The sequence below is a fragment of the Microbacterium sp. NPDC089186 genome (assembly GCF_040685115.1).
Classification (GTDB): domain Bacteria; phylum Actinomycetota; class Actinomycetes; order Actinomycetales; family Microbacteriaceae; genus Microbacterium; species Microbacterium galbum.
The window spans coordinates 596,515-617,261 of sequence record NZ_JBFBHJ010000001.1; the positions used below are offsets into that span (position 1 = coordinate 596,515).

General features: G+C 71.9%; 18 protein-coding genes. 5 read left to right on the forward strand and 13 right to left on the reverse strand.

What is annotated here, in order from left to right:
- Positions 1 to 5 precede the first annotated feature (5 nt).
- The 6 genes from AB0N82_RS02805 to AB0N82_RS02830 are packed head-to-tail and all read right to left on the reverse strand — an operon-like array spanning position 6 to position 6,253.
- Positions 6 to 1,073 (reverse strand): oxidoreductase, encoded by a 1,068-nt coding sequence (locus tag AB0N82_RS02805; protein WP_363387858.1) that lies wholly within the window; start codon positions 1,071 to 1,073, stop codon positions 6 to 8.
- Positions 1,070 to 2,227 carry a M20 family metallopeptidase gene (locus AB0N82_RS02810; protein ID WP_363387861.1) on the reverse strand — a complete coding sequence of 386 codons (1,158 nt, stop codon included), beginning with the start codon at positions 2,225 to 2,227 and terminating at the stop codon, positions 1,070 to 1,072. Before AB0N82_RS02810 ends, AB0N82_RS02805 begins: the two co-directional genes overlap by 4 nt.
- On the reverse strand, positions 2,224 to 3,231 hold the full coding sequence (locus AB0N82_RS02815) for a 2-dehydropantoate 2-reductase (protein ID WP_363387864.1): 1,008 nt from the start codon (positions 3,229 to 3,231) through the stop codon (positions 2,224 to 2,226). The genes AB0N82_RS02810 and AB0N82_RS02815 overlap by 4 nt, the downstream gene beginning before the upstream one ends.
- Positions 3,228 to 4,013, reverse strand: coding sequence for an SDR family oxidoreductase (locus tag AB0N82_RS02820; RefSeq protein ID WP_363387867.1), 786 nt, complete (start codon positions 4,011 to 4,013; stop codon positions 3,228 to 3,230). The genes AB0N82_RS02815 and AB0N82_RS02820 overlap by 4 nt, the downstream gene beginning before the upstream one ends.
- Positions 4,013 to 5,326, reverse strand: a complete 1,314-nt coding sequence (locus AB0N82_RS02825; RefSeq protein WP_315993923.1) for an MFS transporter — start codon at positions 5,324 to 5,326, stop codon at positions 4,013 to 4,015. The genes AB0N82_RS02820 and AB0N82_RS02825 overlap by 1 nt, the downstream gene beginning before the upstream one ends.
- Positions 5,327 to 5,353: 27 nt before the next feature.
- A complete protein-coding gene (locus AB0N82_RS02830) occupies positions 5,354 to 6,253 on the reverse strand; it encodes a polysaccharide deacetylase (RefSeq protein WP_315993924.1) in 900 nt (299 codons plus the stop codon).
- A gap of 163 nt (positions 6,254 to 6,416) precedes the next feature.
- Between AB0N82_RS02830 and AB0N82_RS02835 the strand changes: the two genes are divergently transcribed.
- Positions 6,417 to 7,457: an Lrp/AsnC family transcriptional regulator gene (locus tag AB0N82_RS02835; protein ID WP_315993925.1), complete on the forward strand. Its 1,041-nt coding sequence runs from the start codon at positions 6,417 to 6,419 to the stop codon at positions 7,455 to 7,457.
- Positions 7,458 to 7,598: 141 nt separating this feature from the next.
- On the opposite strand, the gene AB0N82_RS02840 is transcribed toward AB0N82_RS02835, so the two are convergent.
- Positions 7,599 to 8,123 (reverse strand): adenine phosphoribosyltransferase, encoded by a 525-nt coding sequence (locus tag AB0N82_RS02840; RefSeq protein WP_363387872.1) that lies wholly within the window; start codon positions 8,121 to 8,123, stop codon positions 7,599 to 7,601.
- A gap of 190 nt (positions 8,124 to 8,313) precedes the next feature.
- On the opposite strand from AB0N82_RS02840, the gene AB0N82_RS02845 reads away from it, so the two are divergent.
- Positions 8,314 to 9,993: a glycoside hydrolase family 13 protein gene (locus AB0N82_RS02845; RefSeq protein WP_363387875.1), complete on the forward strand. Its 1,680-nt coding sequence runs from the start codon at positions 8,314 to 8,316 to the stop codon at positions 9,991 to 9,993.
- A 37-nt stretch (positions 9,994 to 10,030) separates the two neighbouring features.
- Positions 10,031 to 11,032: a LacI family DNA-binding transcriptional regulator gene (locus tag AB0N82_RS02850; protein WP_363387878.1), complete on the forward strand. Its 1,002-nt coding sequence runs from the start codon at positions 10,031 to 10,033 to the stop codon at positions 11,030 to 11,032.
- A 28-nt stretch (positions 11,033 to 11,060) separates the two neighbouring features.
- On the opposite strand, the gene AB0N82_RS02855 is transcribed toward AB0N82_RS02850, so the two are convergent.
- On the reverse strand, positions 11,061 to 12,383 hold the full coding sequence (locus AB0N82_RS02855; RefSeq protein ID WP_363387882.1) for a septum formation family protein: 1,323 nt from the start codon (positions 12,381 to 12,383) through the stop codon (positions 11,061 to 11,063).
- Positions 12,384 to 12,542: 159 nt separating this feature from the next.
- Positions 12,543 to 13,736: an FAD-dependent oxidoreductase gene (locus tag AB0N82_RS02860; RefSeq protein ID WP_315993938.1), complete on the reverse strand. Its 1,194-nt coding sequence runs from the start codon at positions 13,734 to 13,736 to the stop codon at positions 12,543 to 12,545.
- Between the two features lie 208 nt (positions 13,737 to 13,944).
- Here AB0N82_RS02860 and AB0N82_RS02865 point away from each other — a divergent pair, with 208 nt between their 5' ends.
- Complete coding sequence (locus AB0N82_RS02865; protein ID WP_363387886.1) at positions 13,945 to 15,159, forward strand: amidohydrolase; 1,215 nt, start codon at positions 13,945 to 13,947, stop codon at positions 15,157 to 15,159.
- 117 nt (positions 15,160 to 15,276) lie between these two features.
- On the opposite strand, the gene hisD is transcribed toward AB0N82_RS02865, so the two are convergent.
- A complete protein-coding gene (hisD, locus tag AB0N82_RS02870; RefSeq protein WP_363387889.1) occupies positions 15,277 to 16,596 on the reverse strand; it encodes a histidinol dehydrogenase in 1,320 nt (439 codons plus the stop codon).
- Positions 16,597 to 16,674: 78 nt separating this feature from the next.
- Between hisD and AB0N82_RS02875 the strand changes: the two genes are divergently transcribed.
- On the forward strand, positions 16,675 to 17,589 hold the full coding sequence (locus AB0N82_RS02875; protein WP_315993941.1) for a LysR family transcriptional regulator: 915 nt from the start codon (positions 16,675 to 16,677) through the stop codon (positions 17,587 to 17,589).
- 57 nt (positions 17,590 to 17,646) lie between these two features.
- On the opposite strand, the gene AB0N82_RS02880 is transcribed toward AB0N82_RS02875, so the two are convergent.
- The 3 genes from AB0N82_RS02880 to AB0N82_RS02890 are packed head-to-tail and all read right to left on the reverse strand — an operon-like array spanning position 17,647 to position 20,625.
- Positions 17,647 to 18,462 carry a nitrilase-related carbon-nitrogen hydrolase gene (locus tag AB0N82_RS02880; protein WP_363389419.1) on the reverse strand — a complete coding sequence of 272 codons (816 nt, stop codon included), beginning with the start codon at positions 18,460 to 18,462 and terminating at the stop codon, positions 17,647 to 17,649.
- Complete coding sequence (locus AB0N82_RS02885; protein ID WP_315993942.1) at positions 18,459 to 19,625, reverse strand: cupin domain-containing protein; 1,167 nt, start codon at positions 19,623 to 19,625, stop codon at positions 18,459 to 18,461. The genes AB0N82_RS02880 and AB0N82_RS02885 overlap by 4 nt, the downstream gene beginning before the upstream one ends.
- A 19-nt stretch (positions 19,626 to 19,644) precedes the next feature.
- Positions 19,645 to 20,625 (reverse strand): ester cyclase, encoded by a 981-nt coding sequence (locus tag AB0N82_RS02890; RefSeq protein WP_363387894.1) that lies wholly within the window; start codon positions 20,623 to 20,625, stop codon positions 19,645 to 19,647.
- Positions 20,626 to 20,747 lie beyond the last annotated feature (122 nt).

Genomic DNA, 20,747 nt, shown 5'->3' on the forward strand with positions numbered 1-20,747 from the left:
CGCGTTCAGTACGCCCGAAGGCGCTGCGGCGGGATCCAATCGACGGTCGCGCCGAGTTCACGCGCCCAGCGCAGGGGCGTGCTCGGGTCGCGCAGGGCCGCGCGCCCGATACGCACCGCGGCGACGCCGCGCTGCACGACCTCTTCCGCCTGCTGCGCCGTCTCGATCAGACCGACGGCCGAGGCGACGACGCCCTCCCGGGCGATGCGCTCGGCGAGGTGCGCCTGATAGCCCGGCCCGACGGGGATGTCGGCGAGCACGAGCCCTCCGGATGAGGCGTCCACGGCATCCGCTCCCGCCTCGACCGCCCACCCCGCGACGGTGGCGGCATCGTCGGGGGTGAGACCCCCCTCGACCCAGTCGGTCGCCGACAACCGCACGATGATCGGCACCGTCGGCAGCTCCGCTCGGATGCGACGGACGATGTCGAGCAACAGGGTCGCCCGGCCGGCGAGGTCGCCTCCGTAGCGATCGTCGCGGCGGTTCGACAGCGGCGACAGCAGCTGGTGAAGCAGATAGCCGTGGGCCGCGTGCACCTCGACCACGTCGAAGCCCGCGTCGTCCGCACGGCGCGCGGCGGCCACGAACGCCTCGGCGACGGCTTCGAGCTCGGCGGTCGTGGCCGGGCGCGGCGCCGCCAGACCCATGACCGGCGCGTCCGATGCCGACACCGTCTGCCAGCCACCCTGCTCGACGGGGACGGAGCCCCGCTCGTCGCCGTCGCGGCCGAAGCCTGCGAAGGTGCTCGCCTTGGCGCCGGCGTGGTTCAGCTGCACGCCGATCGCCGCGCCCTGCGCGTGGGCGAACGCGACGATGCCGCGCCACGCCTCGACCTGCGCCTCGTTCCACAGCCCGGTGTCCTGGCGGGTGATGCGCCCCTCGGGGACGACCGCCGTCGCTTCGACCACGAGCAGACCGGTGCCGCCCGCGGCGAGCGCGCCGTAGTGCACCCGGTGCCACTCGGTGGGGATGCCGTCGTACGCATCGACCGAGTACTGGCACATCGGGGCGATCCAGATGCGGTTGCGCAGCGTCAGCTCGCGCAGCCTCATCGGCTCGACGATGCCGGTCACGCGGCATCCCCTCCGCCCAGGCGCACGAGGATGCCGGCCGCGAGCGCCGTGCGCTGCACCATGCCGTCGATGGAGATCCACTCGTGACGCGCGTGCGCGCCGTCGCCGACGGCGCCGAGGCCGTCGAGCACCGGCAGCCCCAGAGCGGCGGCGAAGTTGCCGTCGCTGGCGCCGCCGACCGAGATCTCCTCGACCGCCCATCCCTGCTCCGCCGAGACCGCCTCCGCGATGCGGAACAGCGCCACCGTCGATGCGCTCCGCGGCATGACCGGTCGGTTCCACCCGCCGGCGATGTCCAACGTCGCCTCCGCGCGGTGGGGCTCGAGGGCGGCGAGCGCGGCGTCGATCCGCTCGCTCTCGGCCACGTCGGTCACGCGCACATCGACGAGGGCGTCGGCGCGACCGGCGGTGACGTTGGAGCGGGACCCACCCGCGACGGTGCCGACATTGACGCTCGTCCCGGCACCGAGGTCCGCGAGCGCGTGCAAGGCGAGCACGACGCGGGCCATCTCGTCGATGGCGCTGACCCCCCGCTCCGGGTCGAGCCCCGCGTGGCCCTCGACGCCGTGCGTCGTGACGCGGAAGATCCCCACGCCCTTGCGCGCCGTCTTGAGCGCGCCGCGGGCGCTCGCCTCGAAGACCAGCACGGCGTCGCGGCCCGTGACGGCCTCCTCGATGTGCGGGCGGGAGCCGAGCGAACCGATCTCCTCGTCGCCGTTGAGCACGAGACGGATGGCGGGCAGCGGCAGTCCCTGAGCGCGGGCGATCGCGATCGCGTGCGTCGCCTGGACGAGACCCGCCTTCATGTCGAAGACGCCGGGGCCGGTGAGCCGGTCGCCGTACACCGTGACGGGCCACTCGGCGAGGGTGCCGAGGGGCCACACGGTGTCGTAGTGGCAGAGGATCGCGACGGACCCCGCGCCGCCGCCCGTCGCCGCCCAGTCGAGCACGGCGACATCGCCGTGGGGAGCGGCGTCGATCACGCGCTCCGCGTCGGGGGCGCCGAGGTGGCGCGTCACGAAGGCGCGCACCCACGCGAGTCCCCCCGCGAGGGCGTCGAGGTCGTCCGAGGGGGTCTCCTGCTGCGTGTACGTCGTCAGGTCGGCGACGAGCGCCTCGCGCGCGGCCTCGGCGGCCGTGACCAGCGCGCTCATGCCGTCACCATCCGGTCGAGCTCGTCGAGGTGCGCCTCGTCCATCGCGATGGCGTGCGTCTCGAGCTGCTCGATGCGCGACACCAGCCACCGTGTGAGCGGGGCCGGGATCCCCCGGCCTTCGGCTGCTTCCAGCACCGGCGCGTACTGCGTCGGAACCTCGGTGCGCCGACCGCGCACGGCGATGTCGCGCCAGATCCCCGAGCGCTTCTTCGTCTGGCGGGCGAGCCAGGCCACGAGCCCGTCGGTCGCGGCGTCGGCGGCGCTCGCCTCGCCGAGGTAGTCGTAGGGGACGAAGGCGTCGAACCCCTCGAGGTGGATCCCCTCGGCGACCGCGACCTCCAGCACTTCCCGCACGAGGGCGTGCAGGCCCGCGCGGTGGCGGTCGATCAGGTCCCCCATGTCGTCGTCGGCGAGGGCGGATGCCACGAGCATCGCGCCGAATCCCAGCTTCGACCACAGGAATCCGGGCACGTTGTCGGAGACGATCGGCGTGCCCCACTCGCGCAGATCGTGGGCGAGTGCGCGGACGCGGTCACTGGACCCGCCGGCGTGCTCGCCCAGCGCGATGTCGCCGATGCCGCCGTCGCGCACCACACCGGGCTCGACGACGTCGGCGAACAGGTCGACGAAGGCGGCGACCGTGCGGTCGACGCCGATGTGCCGGGCGATGGTGGCCTCGTTCAGACCGTTCTGCATCGACGCGACCCACCCGTCGGGGGCGAGACGCGGCGCGATCCACTCGGCGACGGCGCCGGTGGCCTGCGCCTTGACGGCGAGGAGCACCGCGCCGAGCTCGTCGGGAGCCTCCTCGGGGGTCGAGATCGGCAGGCGCGCCGTGAACGCCCCACCGGGGTGCTCGATGCGCAGGCCCCGCTCGCGCACGGCGGCGATGTGCTCGGCATCCGTGTCGATCAGGCGTACCTCCGCCCCGGCCCGATGCAGGTGCACCGCGAGGGTGCCGCCGATGGCTCCCGCGCCGATGATCGTGTAATTCGAGGTCATTCGTGCTCTCCCTGGCCGGTGGCGGCCCAGTGTTGCGGGAGGTGCCACGCACCGGTCGACGATCCGCCGTCGACGCGCAGCACCTCCCCGGTGATCCATTCGGCTTCTCCACCCGCGAGCCAGACGACGGCGCGGGCGATGTCGGCGGGCGTCCCCCGGCGACCGAGAGGCGTGTCGCCGACAGCGGCGGCGTACTCGTCTGTGACGGGATTCACGCGCGAATCGACGGTGACGAACCCCGGCGAGACGGCGTTGACCCGGATGCCATGGGGCCCGAGTTCGAGGGCCGAGGCCCGGGTCGCGGCCTCCAGCGCCGCCTTCGACGTCGAGTACGGCGCCGCTCCCGGTCGAGCGCGCAGCGCCGCTCCGGAAGAGATGTTGACGACGGATGCCGGACGCCCGGCCTCGATGGCGCGGCGCGCGAGAGCCACGGTGAGCAGCACGGGCGCCCGCGTGTTCACGTCGAGCACGCGGTCCCAGGTGTGCGCGTCGAGGTCGAGGAAGGGCGTCGCGGGGTACACGCCCGCGCTGGAGACGAGCACGTCGACGGGCGCGGTCGACCACGCCGTGCGCATCAGGTCGGCGGGGGCGTCGTCCTCGCGGAGGTCGACCGTCGTCGTGGCGCAGCTCGGCGCGCCCGCGTCGAGGGCCAGGGCGGCCGTTTCGGCGAGGGGCTCGGCGTGCAGGTCGGCGACGGTGAGCGCCTCTCCGCGTCGTGCGAAGGCGAGGGCGATCTCGCGGCCGATCCCCGACCCCGCCCCGGTCACGAGGACGTGACGCATCAGTCCAGCTCCTTGCCCTTGGTCTCGGGCATGGTGAGGTACACCGCGAGGCCGATCGCCGCGGCGATGGACGCGTAGAGCCAGACCCATCCGCCGTAGCCGTTCGTGTTCATCCACGTGGTGATGTACGGCGCGGTGCCGCCGAAGCAGGCGACCGCGAGGGCGTACGGGAGGCCGATGCCCGTCGCGCGCACCTCGGGCGGGAACTGCTCCGCCATGATCACCGCGCAGTTCGCCGAGTAGCCGACCAGCAGCACGATGCCGATGATCTCCACGGCCAGCAGCGCCCAGAATCCGCCGCCGATCAGCTGGAAGGCGGGCCACGCGAAGATGAGGAAGCCGCCCGCGAAGGCCGCCATGGTGGGCTTGCGACCGATCTTGTCGGAGAGCAGACCCCCGAAGGGCAGCAGCACGATGAAGATGATCATCGCGATGACGTTCGCCAGCAGTGCCTGGTTCAGCGGGATGCCCGTGGTGACCGCCGCGTAGGTGGGCATGAAGTTGACCCACATGTAGTAGAGCAGGGTGCCGGCGATGGTGATGCCGAAGACGCGCAGCGTGGCCTTGGGGTGGTCGCGGAACATGCGCACGAAGGCGTTGTGGCGGGCGGGCTTCGCGGAGCCGTCGACGCGCTCCCGGCCGGTCGCGAACGACTGCGTCTCCTCGATGCCCCGCCGCAGCCACAGCCCGACGAATCCGAGCGAGGCGGCGAAGATGAAGGCGGCGCGCCAGCCCCAGCTGTCGACCGCTTCCGGCGGCAGCGCGGTCGTGATCGTGAAACCGAGCGCCGACGCGATGAGTACTCCCGCGGCGACCGAGACCTGCTGCCACGATCCGGCGAATCCACGCCGTTGGGGAGCAGCGGATTCGACGAGGAACGCCGACGCCGAGCCGAACTCCCCGCCCGCGGCGAAGCCCTGGGCGAGGCGGGCGAGCACGAGCAGCAGCGGCGCGAAGATGCCGACCTGTTCGTAGGTCGGAGCGAGGCCGATCACGAGGGTGGCGACCGCCATCAGGGTGATGGTGAAGAGCAGGCCCTTCTTGCGGCCGAAACGGTCGGCGTACGTGCCCATGACCGCGGCGCCGATGGGACGCATGATGAAGCCGACGGCGAAGATGGCGAGCGTCGACAGCAGGGCCGCGACGTCGTTGCCCGCGGGGAAGAAGTGGTGGGCGAAGATCGACGAGAACGTCGAGTAGACGGCCCAGTCGACGAACTCGACGGCGTTGCCGATCGAGCCGGCGACGATCGCCTTCTTGCCCTTCTTGCTGAGCTTCGTCGCGTGGACGGTCTCGGGTGCGGTGGAGGTCATCTGCATTCTCTCTCGAGGCGGTGCGGGTCAGAGGAGGGGGCGCACGTGGGCGGCCAGGTCGGCGTGGGTGCCGATCCACACGTCGTCGAACGAGCGGATGTGACGGAGCAGCTCATCGAGGATCCGCAGGCGCGAGCGGTGCCCGATGATGTGCGGGTGCATGGTCAGCTGGAAGACCCCGCCCTCCTCGCGCGCCGCGTCGAACTCGTCGATCCAGATCTGCAGGAGGCTGCGGGGCGGCATGTGGGGACGGAGGCCGCCGAATCGGTCCATCATCAAGTACGGGGCGTCGTCACGGATCCACTCGACCGGGATCTCGACGACCCCGGTGCGCTCGCCGTGCTCCAGCAGCTCGTAGGGGTCGGCATCCGCCATCAGCGAGGAGTCGTACACGAACCCGAGCTCGCGGATGACGGCGAGCGTCGACCCCGAGAAGTCCCACGACGGGGTCCGGATGCCGGTCGGGCGATGTCCGATCTGCCGCTCGAAGACATCGAGGCACCGGCTGACGAGCTCGAGCTCGTCGTCGTGGCCGAGTGCGGTGTTGCGCTCGTGGATCCAGCCGTGCACGGCGACTTCGTGACCGCCCGCGACGTAGGACGGCGCCTCGTCCGGCCGCAGCAGAGCGCAGACCGCGGGCATGTAGAACGACGAGGGCGCCTCGTACCGGGCGAGCAGGTCGAGGATCCGGGGCACCGCGAACCGTGCGCCGAACTCGCCCTGCGCCATCCGACCCGGTGACGTCTCCCCGTCGCGGAGGGGGATCGACTCGTGGTCGGAGTCGAACGACAGCAGCACGGCGACCCGCGCGCCCGACGGCCATCGCTGTGCGGGGTCGTCGTGCACGAGCCGGCGCCCCGCCCGGACGTGCTCCACGTGGCCGCGCCACACGCTCTCGTCCCACTGCCACGGTTGCTGCTCGTCCATGCGATCCTCCTGGCCTTCGACGACACCTGCGTCATCGATGCAGGCAACTGTAGGAATAAACAAACTTGGAGGCAAGCATGATGGGCAAATGTGTCGTTCGTGTTTCCTCGAATGGGATATTCGCGTTCCGGCCAGCGAGAAGCGGCTGAGATAGGTTGAGACCGTGCACCGATCAGACCCGCGCGCGGTCCGACCCCAGCTCGACGAGACCGATCTCGACATCGTCGCGGCCCTGCACATCGCCCCCCGCGTCCCCACGGCCGCACTGGCCGACATCCTCGGCATCCCCACCAGTACCGCGTCCCGGCGCCTCGCGCGCCTGCAGGACGAACGCCTTCTCCGGGTCGTCGGTCGGTTCGCCTGGGAGCTGATCACCTCGAGCAACCCGTTCGAGCTGTGGGTCACCTCCACCCCCGGGCACTCCGAGGCCGTCGTGAGCGAGCTCTTGCGCATTCCGGACGTGCAGTTCGTGCTGCGCACCAGCGGCGCGGCCGACATCTACGCCAACCTGTTCCCGCTGCGCGGGTCGGACCCCCACGATCTGCTGACCTCGACGATCCCCTCCATCCCCGGGGTGCGCGCCATCGACAGCCGGATGATCCTGGAGCCCGCGAAGGTCGGACAATCGTGGCGGTACCGCCGACTCGACGCTGCGCGCACCGCGGAGCTCGAGAAGCACTCCTCCGTGGCCGACGGCGAACCGCTCCGCGACCTCGAACAGCTGTCGGACCTCGAGTTCGAGACCATGCGGATGCTCGGCGCGAACGGCCGCGTCACCGCCGCCGAGGTGGGGCGCACGCTCGGCGTCTCGCCCACGACCGCCGCCCGCGCGATGCGGCTCCTCATCCACTCCGGGGCCATCTCCCCCCGCATCGAGATCCAGCCCGACCTCATGGGCTTCCCCCTCAACGCGGTCGTCACCATCGACGTCCGGCCGCGCGACATCCGCGGCGCGCTCGACACCCTCGCCGCGCACCCCAGCGTGCGCCTGCTGTCGACCGTCACCGGCTCGGCGCCGGTCAGCCTCGCGGGCGTCTTCGCCGGGCCCGTCGATCTCGCCCGCTTCGTGCGCGACGACCTCGGCACCCTCGCCGGCGTCAGATCGGTGCAGTCGGTCGCGGGCCTGCGGCTCGAACGCCGGTACTGGGTCGATCGCGACGGCCTGCGCCTCGGCGACTCCGTCGAGGGCGTGCTGCGCCGCTGAGCACCCCCCGACATCGCCGTGCTGCGGGCGACCGGACAGGCAGCCCCGGATGGCGGCCGTGAGGCGGCACCCGAGCCTCACCGATCGGGGGCGCGGCCCCTCGTCGAGGGCGCCCGACCGCGGGCCCCTCGGCAGGACGCCTCAGACGCGGAAGACCGCGTGCACGTCGTCGCCGAGCACATCGCGGCCACCGAGGCCGTCGATCTCGAGCAGCGTCGCGATCCCGACGACCTCGCTGCCCACCGCCTCGAGCAGGTCGCGCCCGGCGCGCAGGGTTCCGCCGGTCGCGAGCACGTCGTCGAGAAGCAGCACGCGCGCGCCGGCGGCGTTGTCGTCGTGCATCTCGATCTGCGCCGAGCCGTACTCGAGGTCGTACGACATCGTCGCCGCGGGGCGCGGCAGCTTGCCCGCCTTGCGGATCGGCATGAGACCCACGTCCGCGGCGATCGCGGCGGCGCCGGCGAGCAGGAACCCGCGCGCCTCGACCCCCGCGACAGCGTCGAAGCGGCCCGCGAAGGGCTCGATGAGCGCCTCGACGACGGTCCGCAGGGCGGCGGCATCCGTCAGCAGCGGGGTGATGTCGCGGAAGACGATGCCCGGCTTCGGGTAGTCGGGGATGCTGGTGATCAGCGATTCAGCGCGGGAGAGGGCGGAGGCGTCGGGCACCGCCCCAGCCTAATCGCGGCTCTCCCCTGCCGCCCCCGCACTCTCCCCCGTCGAGTGTCCAGAACACGCCGCAGCAGCCCGCGCGATCACGGCGTGTTCTGGACACTCGACGCGACGGAGGGGGGTGGGCGTACGCGGCGACGAGGGAGCGGTTGACGTGACTGTAAGCGCTTGCAGTAACGTGGGGCGCATGACTTTCACGCAGGAGGGCGCGCGCGCCGATCTCGTCTCGGCCCCGGGCTCCGAGTGGTGGCGCACTGCCGTCATCTACCAGATCTACCCCCGCTCCTTCGCCGACGCCTCGGGCGACGGCCTGGGCGACCTGCCCGGTGTCACCGCGCACCTCGACGACCTGCGCGATCTGGGAGTGGATGCCATCTGGCTCAGCCCCTTCCAGACCTCACCGCAGAAGGACGCGGGCTACGACGTCGCCGATTACCGCGATGTCGACCCGATCTTCGGCACCCTGGCCGACTTCGACGCGATGCTCGCCGGGGCCCACGAGCGTGGCATCCGGGTCATCGTCGACCTCGTCCCCAACCACTCCAGCGATCAGCACGTGTGGTTCCAGCAGGCGCTCGAGGCTGCGCCCGGCAGCCCGGAGCGCGCGCGGTACATCTTCCGCGACGGCAAGGGTGAGAACGGCGAGCTGCCCCCCAACAACTGGGAGAGCGTGTTCGGCGGCGGCATGTGGAAGCGCGTGACCGAGGCCGACGGCACGCCCGGCCAGTGGTACCTGCACATCTTCGACGAGAGCCAGCCCGACTTCGACTGGACCAACGAGGAGGTACGCGCGGAGTTCCGCGACGTGCTGCGGTTCTGGCTCGACCGCGGGGTCGACGGCTTCCGCGTCGACGTGGCGCACGGCCTCATCAAGGCCGAGGGCCTGCCCGACTACAGCCCCGACCCCGAGGCGGGTTCCATGGGCGGCGACGCCGAGGAGGTCCCCTACTGGGGCCAGCCCGGTGTGCACGACGTCTGGCGGGAGTGGCACGAGGTGCTCGACGAGTACGACGGCGACCGTGCCCTCTGCGCCGAAGCCTGGTTGCCGACGGTGAAGCAGACCGCCCTGTGGGTGCGCCCCGACGAGATGCACCAGGCGTTCAACTTCCACTACCTCGAGACGAAGTGGGATGCCGCCGCCCTCCGCGACGTCATCACGGAGTCGCTCGACGAGTACGGCGCCGTCGGCGCCCCGAGCACGTGGGTGCTGTCGAACCACGACGTCGTGCGTCACGCCTCGCGCCTGGCACTGACGGCCGAGAACCCGCAGGGCGCCGGCATCGGCCCGGCCTCCCCCGGCCAGCCCGACCCGGTGAAGGGCCTGCGTCGCGCCCGCGCCGCCACGTCGCTCATGCTCGCACTGCCCGGCTCGTCGTACCTCTACCAGGGCGAGGAGCTCGGCCTGCCCGAGGTCATCGATCTGCCCGACGACGCCCGCCAGGACCCCACCTGGTTCCGCACGAACGGCGAGCGCTACGGCCGCGACGGATGCCGCGTGCCGCTGCCCTGGACGGCCGATGCGCCGGCATACGGGTTCAACGACACCGGTGCGTCGTGGCTGCCCCAGCCGGCCGAGTGGGCGGACCTCGCGTTCGACCAGCAGGTCGACGACCCATCGTCGACGCTCACGCTCTACCGCTCGCTTCTCGCCGAGCGCCGCGCCCGCAACCTCGGCGCCGGCGACCTCGAGTGGGTCGACGGTCTCGGGGACGCCGTCGTGGCGTTCCGCAACGGGTCGCTGCTCGTCGTCGCGAACCTGGGCGATGCCGCCGTCGAGCTGCCCGCCGGAGAGGTGCTGATCGCGAGCGGCCCCCTCGACGGCGACCGCCTGCCCGCCGACACGACCGTCTGGATCGCGGCGGCCTGAGCCGCGGCATCCACCGTTTCGGACGACGCACGAGACCGTGGTCGGCATCGACGACGTCGCCCGCGCGGCGGGAGTGTCGACGGCCACGGTCTCGCGCGCGTTGAGCGGGCGCGGCCCCGTTTCGGCCGCGGCGCGCGATCGCGTGGTCGCCGCGGCCGAGAGGCTCGGGTACGTGGCGTCGGCCGCCGCATCGAGCCTCGCCTCGGGGCGCACGCGAGCGGTCGGAGTGGTCGTGCCCTTCCTCGACCGGTGGTTCTTCAGCACCGTGCTGGCGGGCATCTCCGACGCCCTCGTGCGCCAGGGCTACGACATCACGCTCTACAGCGTCAGCGCCGACCCCGCCGAACGCCGCCGCGTCTTCGACGACCACCTGCGCCGCCGCCGGATCGACGCGGTCATCACGATCGCCCTCGAGCTGGATGCCGAGGAGTCGGCGTCGCTGCGCGGCCTCGGCGTCCCGATCGTCGCGATCGCCGGACCCAACCCCCTGCTGACCACCCTGACCGTCGACGACCTGGCCGTCGGTCGCCTCGCGACCACGCACCTGCTCGAGTTGGGGCACCACCGCCTCGCGCACATCGGCGCGGATGCCGTCATCGACGCCGGATCCACCGTGCCGTCGTTGCGTCGACGCGGCTTCGAGGAGGTGCTCGCCGAGGCCGGGATCACCGACGCCCGCGTCGAGCCGGCCGACTTCACCATCGAGGGCGGGTCGGCGGCAGCAGCGCGCGCCCTCGAGGCCGCCGATGCACCGACCGCGGTGTTCGCGGCATCCGACGAGATGGCCATCGGCGCGATCCTTGCCGCGCGCGAACGCGGGCTGCGCGTGCCCGAGGACGTCTCGATCATCGGCGTCGACGGACATGAGCTCGGCCGCTGGTTCGGGTTGACCACGGTCGACCAGTTCGCGCGGGGCCAGGGCGAACGCGCCGCGGACGCCGTGCTCGCCGAGCTCGAGGGCGCCGAGCCGGCCCGCGGTCGCGGAACGCTGCCGTTCGAGCTGGTCGACCGCGGCTCGACCGCCGCGCCGTCTCGGTGACGCAGCGGCCGGGCCGCGGACGACGTGTTCAGCGAGCGGAGCCCCGCAGCGATCCGGTGGTCTGATCCGCCTCGGGGTCGTAGAGCATGCAGGAGATCTCGCGGTCGCCCTCGGCCCAGGTCTCCGCGGTCGGCGAGACGTACGTGTAGGCGAGCGTCGACTGCTCCCACGGAACACCGACGTAGTCGGGGTAGGCGGCGTCGCAGCCCTCGTAAGCCGACGACGCGATCGCGTCGTCACCGGGGAAGGCGCCGTCGGCGAGGAAGAAGCCGCCGAAGACCTCGTAGGTGTGCGGCTGGGCGCAGTCGACCAGGTTGGAGGGCGAGATGAAGCCGCTGGGGATGTCGTCGAGGCACGCCCCCACGGGCAGCGTGTACGCACCGCCGGGCGCCTGCTCGCTCGGGCCGATCGTCACCCCTCCATCGCCCGGTTCGGCGGGCAGCTCGAAGGGATCGCTCGAGGAGGTCGCGACGCCGGCACCGAAGATCGCGATGAGCACGAGCGCGAAGATCGCGACGATCGAGAGCACCGTGATGACGCCGCCCGCGATGATCCCGCCGATCGCGAGGCCACGGCCTTTCTCGCCGGTGCGCTTGATCTGGGCGAGGGCGACGGCCCCGGCGATGATCCCGCCGATCGGCAGCACGAAGCCCATGATGATCGCGGCGATCGCCACGCCGTTCGTGCGTTCGGAGGTCCCGGATGCCGCGCCGGGGGCGTATGGCGACGTTCCGGCCCCGGAGGGCGAGGCTCCGGGCGCGTACGGCGTATCCGACGGCGCGGCCGCTCCCGGATAGCCGGGGTACCCGGAGGAACCGGGATATCCGCTCGGCGGTACCGGGGGCGCTCCGACGTACGGCGGGGCGGGGGCCGCGGGCTCTCCCTCGGCGGCCGGCGGCGCCGGAGCGACCGGCGCGGGCCACGCGGCCGGGGCATCACCGGGCGAAGGAGCCGCGGCATCCCCCGATCCGGTGGGGGCAGCCTCCGCAGCATCGACGAGAAGCCCCTGAGACGCGAGGCGCCGGCCCGCGAGATGCGCGGCTTCGCGAACGACGTCGCCCGCCTTGGCGGCGCCGATCGCCCCACCCTTGAGGAACCCGCCGGCGGTCGAGTGCTCGAACGACGCGAGCGCACCCTCGGCTATCTCCGCGAGGTGCACGTCGAACCGGACGTGCATGTCCTGCCCGGCGAACGCGCCCGCGACGAGCGTCGTGCCCAGGCTGCCGCGCGAGACGTCGAGCGATCCGCCCGGGGTCGGCTGCACCGTGAAGCCCTGCTCGGTGAGAGCCGCCGCGACGGCGTCGCGGGCACGGTCGACGGGCAGGGTGAGACGAAGCTCGGCGGTGGCCATGGGTGCTCCCGGGTGTCGCGCGCCGCGAGACTCACAGCGCGCGTCCAGGTTAGACCCGTCGCCTGTCGTGGCGACACCGCTCGTCAGCAGCGGCCGCGGTCGGGCCGGTGGCGTCGCGGATCACCGGCCCTCGACCGACGCCACTCGACCCGGGACGCGTCAGCGGATGCGGCCCACCAGGTCGTCGCGCGTCAGGGTGTCGGCCTCCGCCAGCACCGCGCGGGCGGCATCCCGGGCCTCTTCGACGTTCCAGAGGAGCACGCCCACGACACGGTCGTCGTCGAGGTAGTAGACGACCCCGTGGTCGGTGTCGATCCAGTCCTCCACCGTCTCGAGCGACGAGTCCAGGGTTCCGACCGCCTCGTACCGGATGCCGAACACCGCCGAGTAGTAGTAGGGGGTGTGCGTGTACGGCTCGGCGGCGCCCGCCAGGTTGCGGCCTGCGGCCTTGCCCTGCTCGTTGGCGTTGTCGACGTGCTCGACCCGGCGACGCCCGAGCAGGCGGTCGGGGTAGCTCGCCACGTCGCCGGCGGCGTAGACGTCGTCGACCGAGGCGCGCAGTTGCGCATCCACGTGCACGCCGTCGTCGACCGCGAGGCCGGCCTTCTCGGCGAGGTCGGTGGCCACCTCGATGCCCAGACCGCTCACGACGGCGTCGGCGCGCACCTCGTCGCCGTTCTCGAGCCCGAGCGTGACGCCGTCGGCATCCGCCGATCCGCCCTCGACCTTGGATCCCGCGACGATCTCGACGCCCGCATCGCGGAACAGCGTCTCGAAACGCTCGGCGAGCGCCGCGGGGAAGACCGCGTCGCCCAGCACCGCACCCGTGTGGATGAGGACGGTGTCGACACCGTTCTGCACGAGGGCCGCCGCGAGCTCGGACCCGATGTACCCGCCGCCGACGACCGCGATGCGGTCGACGTCCTCGGCCAGGGCGCGAAGGCGCCGGTAGTCCTCCGCGGTGCGGAACGACAGCACCCGCTCGCCGTTCGATGCGTCGTCGACGGGGAGGGCGACGGGCTTCCCTCCCGTCGCGAGAAGGAGCTTGCCGTACGAGAAGGTCTCGCCGTCGGCATCCACCTCGTGCTCCTCGGGGCGGACCGCCGTGGCGCGCGTGCGCAGCCGGATGTCGGCGCCGGTGTCGGCGGCGGTGCCCAGCGGGACCTTGTCCCACGTGAACTCGTCATCGGTCCACAGCTTCTTGCTGAGGGCGGGGCGCGTGTACGGCTCGTCGATGTCGTCGCTCAGGATGCCGATCGATCCCTCGGCGTCGATCTCGCGGATGCCGCGCGCGGCGGTGTCGGCGACCATCCCGCCGCCGACGATGAGGTAGTCGAAGTGTGTCGTGGTCATGCGCTCAGCGTCCCCGCCCGACCTGACCGCACCGGACGGCTTGCGGGCGCGCGCGGCATCCGGTAGCGCCCGCCCCGGTCCGGCAGGAAGCAGGTCGAGTGTCCAGGACACGCCGCGTCTCGGACGCGCCTCGCGGCATGTCTCGGACACTCGATAGAAAGGGCGGCCGGGCGGGCGCGGGCGAGTGGTCGCGAACTAGGCTCGATCCATGAGCGTCGACCTCGAAAGCCTCTACACCGATCTGCACGCCCACCCGGAGCTGTCGTTCCAGGAGACGCGGACGGCGGGCGTCATCGCCCGCCACCTCGCCGACCTCGGCCTCGAGGTCGAAGAGGGCGTCGGGCGCACCGGTGTGGTCACCCGGATCGACAACGGCCCGGGCCCCGTCGTCTGGCTGCGCGCCGACATGGACGGTCTCCCCGTCGAGGAGCAGACCGGTCTCGCCTACGCCAGCACCGCCCGCGGCACCGATCCGGCGGGCAACGCCGTTCCGGTCATGCACGCGTGCGGTCACGACATGCACGTGACCGCCCTCATCGGGGCGCTCGAGCGGCTCGTCGCGACGACCGACGAGTGGTCGGGCACCGTCGTGGCGGTGTTCCAGCCCGCCGAGGAGTACGGCGCGGGCTCGCAGGCGATGATCGCCGACGGCGTGCTCGAGCGCTACCCGAAGCCCGACATCGTGCTCGGCCAACACGTCACGCCGCTGCCCGCGGGCGTCATCGGCGTGCGCCCGGGCACCCAGATGGCGGCATCCGACGGTCTCACCGTGGTGCTCCACGGCCGCGGTGGTCACGGCTCGCGCCCGCACTCCACGATCGACCCGGTCGTCATGGCCGCCGCCACCGTGATGCGCCTGCAGACCGTGGTCTCGCGCGAAGTCGACCCGCGCGACGTCGCCGTCGTGACGGTCGGTTCGATCCACGCGGGCCTGAAGAACAACATCATCCCGGCGGAGGCGAAGCTCGAGCTGAGCCTGCGCTACCCCGACGACGCGTCGCGCGAGCGCGTGATGGGCAAGGTCGAGCGGATCGTCCGCGCCGAGGCGGCGGCATCCGGAGCCGAGAAGGAACCCACCATCACCACCGACCACTCCCTGCCGCCCACCATCAACGACCCCGATGCCACCTCCCGCCTGACGGCCGCGTTCCGTCGGGCGTTCGGCGAGGCCGGCGTCGTCGACCCGGGTATGTTCACCGGGAGCGAGGACGTGTCATGGTTCGCCCGCGACTCGGGCGCGCCGCTGGTGTTCTGGTTCTGGGGCGGGGTGGACCCGCAGAAATTCGCGGATGCCGTGGCCGGCGGCACGATCGAGCGCGACATCCCGACGAACCACTCGCCTTTCTTCGCTCCGGTCATGCAGCCGACGATCGATCGCGGTGTCGAGAACCTCGTCGTCGCGGCGCGGGAGTTCCTGGACTGACGCGGGGCGCCGTGCGCGGGAGGGACCGACCCCGCGAGCGTCTCAGCCCCGGACGACCGCGTCCCGACCCGGCGTGCGGATACGCGACGGGTCGGGGAGCGGCCGTCCGCCCCGTCCTCACTCCGCGTACGTCGCCAGGCGCATGGTCGCCGTCGCGCTGTGCGCAGCCATGCCCTCGGAGTCGGAGATCGTCTGCACCGCTTCGGCGAGGGCGGGCGTGGCGGCCCGGCTGATCCGCTGGTAGGTGAGCGGTTTGACGAACCGCGACACCGACAGGCCGGCGCTGTGCTTGGCGCCGCCCGCGGTGGGAAGGACGTGGTTGGTCCCCGCCATGCCCTTGTCGGAGTAGGCGACCGTGCTCCAGGGCCCGAGGAAGATCGACCCGTAGTTGCGGAGGTGGTCGTGGTACCAGTCGTCGTCGGTCGTGATCACCTCGAGGTGCTCGGGCGCCAGGTCGTCCATGAGGGCGACCGCCGTCTCGCGGTCGGCCGCGACCGTCACGGTGCCGTAGTCGCGCCACGCGGGACCCGCGATCGGCTCCGTGGCGAGCGTCTCGAGCTGACGTTCGACGGCGGCGATCACGGCCTGCCCGTGCTCGTGCGACGTGGTCACCAGCGCCGCGGGAGAGTTGGGGCCGTGCTCGGCCTGCCCGAGAAGGTCGGCCGCGACGATCTCGGGGTCGGCACTGTCGTCGGAGAGCACGGCGACTTCGGAGGGCCCCGCGAGGAGGTCGATGGCGACGGTGCCGAACAACTGACGCTTCGCCTCGGCGACATAGGCGTTGCCGGCGCCCACCAACATGTCGACGGGGAGGTCGCCGAGCAGGCCGTAGGCCATCGCGGCGAGCGCCTGCACACCGCCGAGCACGAACACGCGGTCGACCCCCGAGAGGTGGGCGGCGTAGACGACGGCGTCGTTCGCGCCGCCATCGGGCTGCGGGGGCGTGCAGGCGATCACCGTCGGCACACCGGCCGCCTTCGCGACCCCGACCGTCATGAACGCGCTCGCGGTGAGAGGGAAGCGCCCCGCGGGCAGGTAGGCGCCGACACGCGACACGGGGACGTAGCGCACGCCCGTGGCGAGTCCCGGGACCAGCTCGGTCTCGAAGTCGGTCAGACGACCGCGCTGCTCGGCGGCGAACGCCTTCGTCCGCTCGGACCCCAGCTCGATCGCCGCGCGGAGATCGGGCGCGAGGCGGTCGCCGCTCGAGGCGATCTGCGCGGTGGTGAGCTCGATGTCGCCGCCCTCGTAGCGGTCGAGTCGACGCGCGTAATCGAGCACGGCATCCATCCCCCGACGACCGATGTCGCTGAGCATGGCCGAGACGGTCTCGATGACGGCCGGGTCGCGCTGAGCAGCGGGGGCGTCGATGAGCGGCGTCTTGAGGTGGTGGAAGGAGCCGTCGAAGCGCTCGAGGAGCGCGGGAGTGAATCGCATGAGTCGACGCTAGATCTCCCGATCCACCCCCACAAGAACGATGGATGCGATGCAAACCATCGGGTTTACCATTAGCTCGTGACCATCACCCAGCTGCGCGCCTTCCTGACCGCACTGGAACGGGGGTCGTTCACCGCCGCCGCGGTCGAACTCGACTCGACGCAGGCCTCGGTCTCAGAGCTCGTGGCCCGCCTCGAACGTGAGCTCGGCGTGCGGCTGTTCCAACGCGGAGGGCGGCGCCTCGTACCGACCGAGTCGGCCCTCGCGTTGCGGGCGCATGCGGAGCGCGCGGTGGGCGCGATCCATCACGGGGTCGAGGCGATGCGTGCACTCACCGCGCTCGAGTCCGGCACCTGCACCTTCGGCGTGCTGCGCAACGCCGCCTATTACGAGCTGTCGGATCTGCTGCAACGGTTCCACGAGCAGTATCCCGGGGTGCGGGTGCGGCTCGTGGGCATCAACTCCGCCCTGGTCGCGCGATCCATCGCCGCGGGCGAGATCGAGGCGGGACTCCTCGTGCTCCCCGTCGACGACGCGGGCCTGTCGATCACCCCGCTCATCCGCGACGAGGTCGTCTACGCCTCGGCTCGCCCCGACGCACCGGCGCACCCGGTGACCCTGGCCGAGGTCGCCGCCGCGAAACTCGTGCTGTACGACGCCTACGCCGGCTGGGACGATCCCACCCGGCGCCAGCTGCGTGAGCGCGCGAGCGCCCAGGGGCTGCTCCTCGAGCCCGCGATCGAAGTCGAGAACGTCGAGACGGCGTTGGGCCTGGTGGCCTCCGGGACCGCCGACACGATCGTCTCGCGCTCGATCGCCGAATCGCCGGCGTTCCCCGCCGGCATCCGGATCGCTCCCTTCACCGAACCCCTCTACGACACGATCGCGCTCGCGCGGCGAGAGGGGACGGAACTGTCACCGGCGGCGCGCCGCCTGGCCGACATGGCGCAGGACATGCTGCGCGCGCGTGCGGGACGCAGCGCGGTCGCCTGACGCACCCGCGGGTCCGCGGCTGACGCGCGCCGGCGCGTCCCGCTCCGCGCGGCGGCCTCAGCCGTACAGCTCGGGGCGCCGGTCGGCGAACAGGTCGTTGAACGGCGGGAGCGACTTGTCGGACGGATGCCGCACACGCAGCGTCGCCACGGCCGAGCCGCCGCCGCCCTCCGGCGCCGCCGCGATCCACCCGTCGTCGTCGATGATCGCCGTGCCCCCGGTCCACGCGACGCCGCGCTCGACCCCGTGGCGGTCGGCGATCACGGTCGCCAGGCGCGAGGAGCGGGCGGCGGCCATCGCCTGGATCGTCTCGGGGGCGCGCTCCCCCGCGGGCCGGTCGACCAGGGGCCAGTTCACCGGGAGCGCGAGCACCTCCGCCCCGGCGAGGGCGAGGCGCCGCGGAACCTCGGGGAACTCGTTGTCGTAGCAGATGGCCACCCCGATCCGACCGACGGGCGTCTCCACGACGGCGCCGGCGGTGTCCCCCGGCGCGAAGAACATCGACTCCTCGCCCCAGAGGTGCGATTTGCGATAGTCCCCCAGCCGGGCGTCGCGCGAGAGCAGCGCCGCGGTGTTGAACAGCCGGGGTCCGGCATCCTCCGCGTAGCCGATGACCGCGACCGCCCCCTCGGGCAGCTCCCGCGCGATCGCCTCCCAGCGGGGATCGTCGCGGGCGACGGCCGCGGACCGGGCCTCCGCGACGTCGGCGAAGACGTACCCGCTGAGGGCGAGCTCGGGCACGACGATCAGTCGCGCACCGGCATGAGCTGCGTCGGCGACGGCGGCGCGCACCGCCTCGAGGTTGGCCGCGACCTCCCCCACGACGATGCGGGGGGAGGTCGCGGCGACGACGAGCTCCCGAGGGGAGATCAGTCGTCCTCGGTCGCGGTCACCATCACGCCGACGGGCGCGAGGTAGCCGTTGGGGTCGAGCATCCAGTCGGCGTCGCGGGCTGCGTCCACGACCTCGGGGGCCCATTCGAGGTACACCCGGTCGTCTCCCGAGTTGACCACGAGCAGCTCTCCGGCGCCGCTGTCGCCGGCTTCGATGCACCGGAAGGCGCGCCAGGCGCCCGCGGGCACCGAGAACGAGTCCGAGGGGTCCAGCTCGACCGTCGTGGAGGGGTCGCCGTTCAGCGTGACCGCCCAGCGTCCGCTCTTGACCAGCAGCGCCTGGTTCTTGTCGTGACGGTGGCGCAGGATGCCTTCGTCCTCGGCGGCACGGACCCAGGCCATGTTGAAGGAGTGGGGTTCGTGGATGCGGGGGACCTGACGGCGGTCCTCGGTCATGCCGTAGCCGATGGCGAGGCTCAGTTCTGCGGCACCGCCCGGCAGGCTCGCGCACAGGAGGGCGTTGGCGCTGTAGACGCGGTCGCCGGGCTGGACGACCCGCTCACGCATCTGCTCGACCGAGAACGGGGTCAGCTCGTCGATGTACCGCTGCTGAATGGGCTTGATGAGCGCCACGTCCTGGGGCAGTTCGTCACCGGCGACGGTGTCGATGAGCTGGTTGTCGGCGGTGAGATAGAGACCGTACGACTCCGCCTCCTTCAGTACGGACGGCCCCCAGATGATGCCCCCCGTCACGTCGCGCCCGAGGACGGTCCACAGGATGCCGTCGTCCGGCCCCTCGTTCGTGAAACCGCGGAAGATCCAGGTCGGGATCGAGATGATGTCACCGTCGGTGCTGACGTACTCGCCCTGCTTGCCGTCGATCCCCCAGCGCAGGCGGAATTCGCCGCCGAGGTTGACGAACACCTCCGCCGTGAAGTGAAGGTGCAGGTTGTTCGAGATGCCGTTCGGCATCCCCGCGGCTCCGGTGTTGAAGCCGTGCTCCTCGGTGAGGTTGATGACCTGCCCCGCGTTCTGCGAGACGCCGCCGCCGATGAAGGCGTAGTTCGACTTGCGGTCGGACCCGGGGGTGCGACAGTCGATGAAGGCCGCGTTGTGCGGGGCCCAGTCGCTCTTGCGGATCGTTCGCCGCTGGATCTCGGCCCCGTCGACGTCTGTGGAGGGGCTCGCGTGGTCGGTGCTCATGATGTGTTCCTTCGTTGGATCAGTAGATGTTGCCGAGGACGACGGGCTCGTCGCCTCGCATTCCGGCGATCTGCGCGCGCAGCGCGATGTCGTCCCACAGCCGCACTTCCTTCACCAGCGCCCCCTGGTGGAAGGTGAACTGCGAGATCCCCAGTACGTCGACGGGGCGACCGGTGAGGGGGCCGTAGTTCGCGACGCCGTTGTAGTCGCCGACGAACTTCCACGTGACCGCGACGCGCAGACCCGCGTATCGCACGTCGTAGTTGGTCTGGATGTCGCGGATCTCGAACCGCCCGGCCGGGAACGACTCGAGGAACCGCAGCAGCGCGCGGCGGTACCCCTCGGGACGGATGACGAGGCGGTTGCCGACGGTCAGCAGCACCAGGTCACGATGGAAGAATTTCTCGACCTTCTGCAGGTCACGGTCGTTCCACACCGTCTGGATCATCTCGACGACGCGCTCGACCTCGGGGCGGTAGTCGTCGGGACGGGGGCCCGAGTCGCCCACCGCGGTGGGGTCGGCCGGAGCCGGCTCGGTCCAGGTGCCGGTGTAGCCGCGGAACGCCTGCGCACGGGCGAGCTCGTCGAGATCGCTCTGCAGCACGAGGGCGCCGGCGAGGGTGTCGCGAACGACCCACTCCTCGACCATGCGGCCGCGGCGGTACAGGCAGTTGGCGATCGTGCGGCTGTAGTCGGACGACTGCAGGTGCCCCGACAGCACCAGGTGCGAGCTGAGGAACGCATCGTCTCCGCGCGCCTCCCAGATGACGTCCTCCGCCTGTCCGGTGCGGTCGGGGGTCGCCGAGATGCGCATGAGGGTGCCCTCGATGACCTCGTCGCGGGTGGTCGAGGTGCCGTACGCCCCGTGGACGATCGAGTCGGGTTCGTAGTTGTCTCGGATGAAGCTGATGGAACGGTCCACCCAGATCAGATCGGTGACCTCGCGGATGAAGTCATCGGGATCCGCGTACGGCTGGTAGGCGACCGGGTCGAGAGGCACTCGGGGCTCCTTCGTGTGTGGCGCCAGGTCGGCGCGGGCGATGTCGGCAGTGTATGCGTATGCACAACCGCCACGCAAGAGTCCTGCGCACGCCGGACATCTCCCGCTCGAGTCCGCGCCGG

What these genes read in the sequence shown, in the direction of transcription:
- AB0N82_RS02815 (WP_363387864.1), bottom strand. Translation starts at nt 3,231, where the DNA reads ATGACCTCGAATTACACGATCATCGGCGCGGGAGCCATCGGCGGCACC.
- AB0N82_RS02855 (WP_363387882.1), bottom strand. Translation starts at nt 12,383, where the DNA reads ATGGCCACCGCCGAGCTTCGTCTCACCCTGCCCGTCGACCGTGCCCGC.
- AB0N82_RS02825 (WP_315993923.1), bottom strand. Translation starts at nt 5,326, where the DNA reads ATGACCTCCACCGCACCCGAGACCGTCCACGCGACGAAGCTCAGCAAG.
- AB0N82_RS02865 (WP_363387886.1), top strand. Translation starts at nt 13,945, where the DNA reads ATGAGCGTCGACCTCGAAAGCCTCTACACCGATCTGCACGCCCACCCG.
- AB0N82_RS02845 (WP_363387875.1), top strand. Translation starts at nt 8,314, where the DNA reads ATGACTTTCACGCAGGAGGGCGCGCGCGCCGATCTCGTCTCGGCCCCG.
- AB0N82_RS02830 (WP_315993924.1), bottom strand. Translation starts at nt 6,253, where the DNA reads ATGGACGAGCAGCAACCGTGGCAGTGGGACGAGAGCGTGTGGCGCGGC.
- AB0N82_RS02885 (WP_315993942.1), bottom strand. Translation starts at nt 19,625, where the DNA reads ATGAGCACCGACCACGCGAGCCCCTCCACAGACGTCGACGGGGCCGAG.
- AB0N82_RS02860 (WP_315993938.1), bottom strand. Translation starts at nt 13,736, where the DNA reads ATGACCACGACACACTTCGACTACCTCATCGTCGGCGGCGGGATGGTC.
- AB0N82_RS02810 (WP_363387861.1), bottom strand. Translation starts at nt 2,227, where the DNA reads ATGAGCGCGCTGGTCACGGCCGCCGAGGCCGCGCGCGAGGCGCTCGTC.
- hisD (WP_363387889.1), bottom strand. Translation starts at nt 16,596, where the DNA reads ATGCGATTCACTCCCGCGCTCCTCGAGCGCTTCGACGGCTCCTTCCAC.
- AB0N82_RS02820 (WP_363387867.1), bottom strand. Translation starts at nt 4,013, where the DNA reads ATGCGTCACGTCCTCGTGACCGGGGCGGGGTCGGGGATCGGCCGCGAG.